Origin of the sequence: Mesorhizobium sp. M7A.F.Ca.CA.004.06.1.1, from assembly GCF_003999135.1 — a bacterium.
In the GTDB taxonomy this organism is placed as follows: Bacteria; Pseudomonadota; Alphaproteobacteria; order Rhizobiales; family Rhizobiaceae; genus Mesorhizobium.
This window is the reverse complement of sequence record NZ_RZPQ01000612.1, coordinates 1-3,596: the sequence shown is the minus strand read 5'-3', so window position 1 is coordinate 3,596 and position 3,596 is coordinate 1. Positions and strand designations below refer to the sequence as shown.

The following is a 3,596-nucleotide window of genomic DNA, read 5'->3' as shown; positions in this document are numbered from 1 at the left end:
GAAGCCACTGTTATCCGCGAGCCCGGCCAACTGATCTTCCAGCACAAGCGTATCGAAGGTTTTTGGCTGAGCGAGTGGATGCGCCAGTTCCAGGATCGCCGCGGCCCGGCGATCCTGGAAGCGCAGAAGCGTTTTTCCGACGGGCGCTGGTCGACCGACGTGACAGCGGTGGTGCCGCTTGCCGAGGCCATGACGCGGGTGCCGGCGGAACTGGCCAAGCCGAACGGCAAGGTGTTCATCCGGCCTTAGGCCAATTCGAAAGGTTCGAGAAGCTTGGACGCGAGGGGGCCTCGGAGTGCTTTGCGTCAGAGATCGCCGGTTATCCGCCGCCTCGGGACCGTCAGGCCGATACCCGCGTCCATCAAGCCCCCTATGCCATGCCGCTGCGTCCGTGATATGCCGCCGCCATCGAATGCCGGGACAGGCTGGACCGAGCTTGTTCCGGGATTGTGTGGGGTGCCTTGATGACGATTTCCAAGCCGGTTTTCGACCGTTTGGGGTTTGGCCTGTGGATCGGAGCGTTCCTGGTCGTTCTTGCCATGGTCCTGCGGTCGCCGTACACGCGGACGGTATGGAAGGCCTATATAGACGGCAGCGAGGCGCTTCTGGCCGGTCTGCCGCTCTACGACACCCAATCCGAGATGGGGTATCTCTACGCGCCGGCCTTTGCCGCGCTCTACACTCCGATAGTCAAGCTCGGTCCGCATCTGGGCGGCGTGGTGTGGCACTCCCTCGGGTTTGCGGTGCTGACCTATGCCGCGATGCGGCAGGTGCGCAAGCTCGGTGGTGGCGAGTTGATGTGGCTGCTTTCTTTCGGCCTCTTCCTCGCTTTGCCGATGGCGCTCGGCGCGATCCGCAACGGTCAGGCGACGATCCTTTTGACCGCCGCTTGCTGGCTTCTCACATTGTCGGCGCTGGAAGGGCGACGGGCGGAGACGTTCTTCTGGGCTTCGCTTGCCATCATCGCCAAGCCGACCGCGATCATAATGCTGTTGTTGGTAGGAGCCCTTCGGCTTCGGTTGATACCGGTGCTGGTGCTGGCGGTGCTGTTCGTGCTCGCACTGCCTTACGCTTTTGCTCCCGCCGGCTATCTCAACGATCAGTATCGTGTCTTCGCCCAGATGTTGACCTCCATGGCCGTCGACAATACCAGCCATTTCGTGTCCACCGATTTCACGGCACCGTTCACCACGATAGGGCTGCCGATACCGGAATTCGGCGCAACGATCGTGCGCATGGTCATGGCCCTCCTTACGCTTTCAGCCGTCATCTGGTTCGACCGCAGGCTCGAAGGGGGAAAGGCAGCGCTGGCGATCTTCCTGACGGCCACTTTCTACATGTGCGTCTTCAACCCGCGCGTCGAGCCCAACACCTTTGCCATGATCGCGGTACCAGCCGGTCTTGCCATCGCCCTGTTGTGGCGCGAAGAACGAGGCGGCGTCCTCGCCTCGGTGCTGTCGATGACGCTGTTCGTGACCGGGCTGAGCGGCGTCGAGCGCCATGTGCACGATTTCCTCTTCCCCTGGTTCCGGCCGGTGGCCGTCACTTTCATCGCCGGTTCGCTGATCTGGTGGTTCTGGGCCAAGGCACGGGAAAAGGTGGTGAATGCGGGAGTCGCGAATGGCTGAGTTGCGACAGAGCCTCGATATCGTTGCGCCATTCTTCAACGAGGCGGCTTCGGCATCGGCCTTCGCGCGCCTGCTCGGCGAGCTCGAAGCGGCCGTGGCACAGCGCTTCGGCATGACCGTGCACAAGATCCTGGTCGATGACGGCAGCCGTGACGACGGCGCCGGACGATTTTCGCAGGCGCTGACGGGATCGTGGGAGATCGTCCGCCTCAGCCGCAATTTCGGCAAGGAAGTCGCTGTGCTCGCCGGCCTCGACCAGTCGCGCGGCGACATGGTGCTGATCATGGACGCCGACCTCCAGCATTCCCTGGACATCAGCCTGAAGCTGATCGCCGAGCTGGTGAACCATCCCGACATCGACGTCGTCTATGCCCAGAACGACCGCCGCGAGGCGAGTTGGCGGCGCAGCCAGCTTGCACGGCTTTTCTACAGCCTGATCAACAGCAGCCAGCGTTTCGACATTCCTGAAAATGCCGGCGACTTTCGCGTCATGCGCGGCGCCGTGGCGCGCGCACTGACCAGCCTGCGTGACAAGCGTCGCTTCAACAAGGGCCTGTTTGCCTGGGCGGGCTTTCGCCAGAAAGCATTGCCCTATTCGCCGGAAGGCCGCGCCAGTGGCACATCGAAATGGAGCCGGCTCAACCTGATCGCCTTCTCGCTCGAAGGGTTCACCTCGTTCTCCGTCATTCCGCTGCGCCTGATCAGTCTTAGCGGGCTGCTCGCGGCGTTGGCCGGCGCGCTCTATGGTGCAAAGGTGTTCTTCGAGGTGATCTTCTACGGCATTGCCGTTCCGGGCTACCCCAGCCTGCTGGTTGCCGTCGTTCTGCTCGGCGGCCTCAACCTGACCCTGCTTGGCCTGATCGGCGAATATGTCTGGGTGACGCTCAGCGAGAGCAAGGATCGGCCGGTCTATCTCGTGCGCGATGTCGTGCGCAGCGATGCCTCCGCCGACCGGCCGGAGCCGGGCTCTTCGAACAGATGACGCGGCGCATTCGCCTGATCGCCGACGATTACGGCCTGGCGCCTGGCGTTTCCGCCGGGATTCTCGATCTTCTCGATCGGGGGCGCCTGACCGGCACCAGCTGCATGACCGGCTTTCCCGAGTGGGCAAAGGAGGCAGAGCGCATAAAACCGCTGTGCGGCCGGGCTGCGGTTGGGCTGCACCTCACCTTGACCGACCAGTTGGCCGTCACCGGCCGGTCGGCCCTGGCGCCGGAAGGCCGGCTGCCACCGCTCCGCGCACTGGCCTTGCCTGTTCTGCGCGGCCGCATCGGCGCCCGCCATGTCCATGCCGAGCTTGACGCCCAGTACAGCCGCTTCGTCGAGGCGCTTGGCCGCCGCCCCGATTTCGTCGACGGGCATCAGCATGTGCATTTCCTTCCCGTCGTGCGCACATGGCTGTGCGCACGGTTTCCAGAAGGCGCCGACAGGCCGGCCCTGCGCGGCGCCCCGACGCTGGCCGCGGGAGCGAAAGTCGCTGCGATTGCCGCGCTCGCCGCCGGGTTCAACCGCTCGATGCAGCGCGCGGGCTTCACCGTTTTCCAGCCGCTCGCCGGCATCTATGACTGGCGGCAACCGGAAAAGTTCGCTGCGGTTCTGCAGGCCGCCGTCGAAGGGTTGCCAGAGCGAGGGCTGTTCATGTGTCATCCCGGCCATGTCGACGAGACGCTGCGCGCGCGCGACATGATGCAAGGTGTGCGCGAGGTCGAATTCGCGGCCCTCGCATCGGACGCGTTCGGAGCCAGCCTGGCCCGCGCCGGCGTCGAGATCTTGGACGGCAAGAGATGAGCGACGCCGATCGGCCCCAGCGTTCGGCCGGCAGCAAGATCGTCCGCTTCGCCATTGTCGGACTGGCGAACACGGCCATCGACCTTGCCAGCTTTTTCCTGCTGCTCAAGCTCGGGGTTCCGCCGGTGCCGGCCAACATCGCTGCCTGGTTCGTCGCCGTCACCTTTTCCTTCGCGGCGA

The 3,596-nt window shown here is 64.4% G+C and carries 4 protein-coding genes and 1 pseudogene; all 5 read left to right on the top strand.

What is annotated here, in order from left to right; genetic code table 11:
• Positions 1-249, top strand: a pseudogene (locus EN906_RS26850) (NADH oxidoreductase); the annotation flags it as partial.
• A 215-nt stretch (positions 250-464) separates the two neighbouring features.
• Positions 465-1,628 (top strand): glycosyltransferase 87 family protein, encoded by a 1,164-nt coding sequence (locus EN906_RS26845; protein ID WP_127269057.1) that lies wholly within the window; start codon positions 465-467, stop codon positions 1,626-1,628.
• Positions 1,621-2,610 (top strand): glycosyltransferase family 2 protein, encoded by a 990-nt coding sequence (locus EN906_RS26840; RefSeq protein ID WP_127269058.1) that lies wholly within the window; start codon positions 1,621-1,623, stop codon positions 2,608-2,610. The genes EN906_RS26845 and EN906_RS26840 overlap by 8 nt, the downstream gene beginning before the upstream one ends.
• Entirely contained in the window at positions 2,607-3,416 is an 810-nt protein-coding gene (locus EN906_RS26835; RefSeq protein ID WP_127269059.1) for a ChbG/HpnK family deacetylase, read from the top strand. The genes EN906_RS26840 and EN906_RS26835 overlap by 4 nt, the downstream gene beginning before the upstream one ends.
• On the top strand, positions 3,413-3,596 hold a 184-nt coding region (locus EN906_RS26830; RefSeq protein WP_164777382.1), incomplete at its 3' end, for a GtrA family protein. The genes EN906_RS26835 and EN906_RS26830, both read left to right, overlap by 4 nt.

Bases quoted from the DNA above. Each gene is read 5' to 3' on its own strand.
- EN906_RS26845 (WP_127269057.1), top strand. From the start codon at position 465: ATGACGATTTCCAAGCCGGTTTTCGACCGTTTGGGGTTTGGCCTGTGG.
- EN906_RS26840 (WP_127269058.1), top strand. From the start codon at position 1,621: ATGGCTGAGTTGCGACAGAGCCTCGATATCGTTGCGCCATTCTTCAAC.
- EN906_RS26835 (WP_127269059.1), top strand. From the start codon at position 2,607: ATGACGCGGCGCATTCGCCTGATCGCCGACGATTACGGCCTGGCGCCT.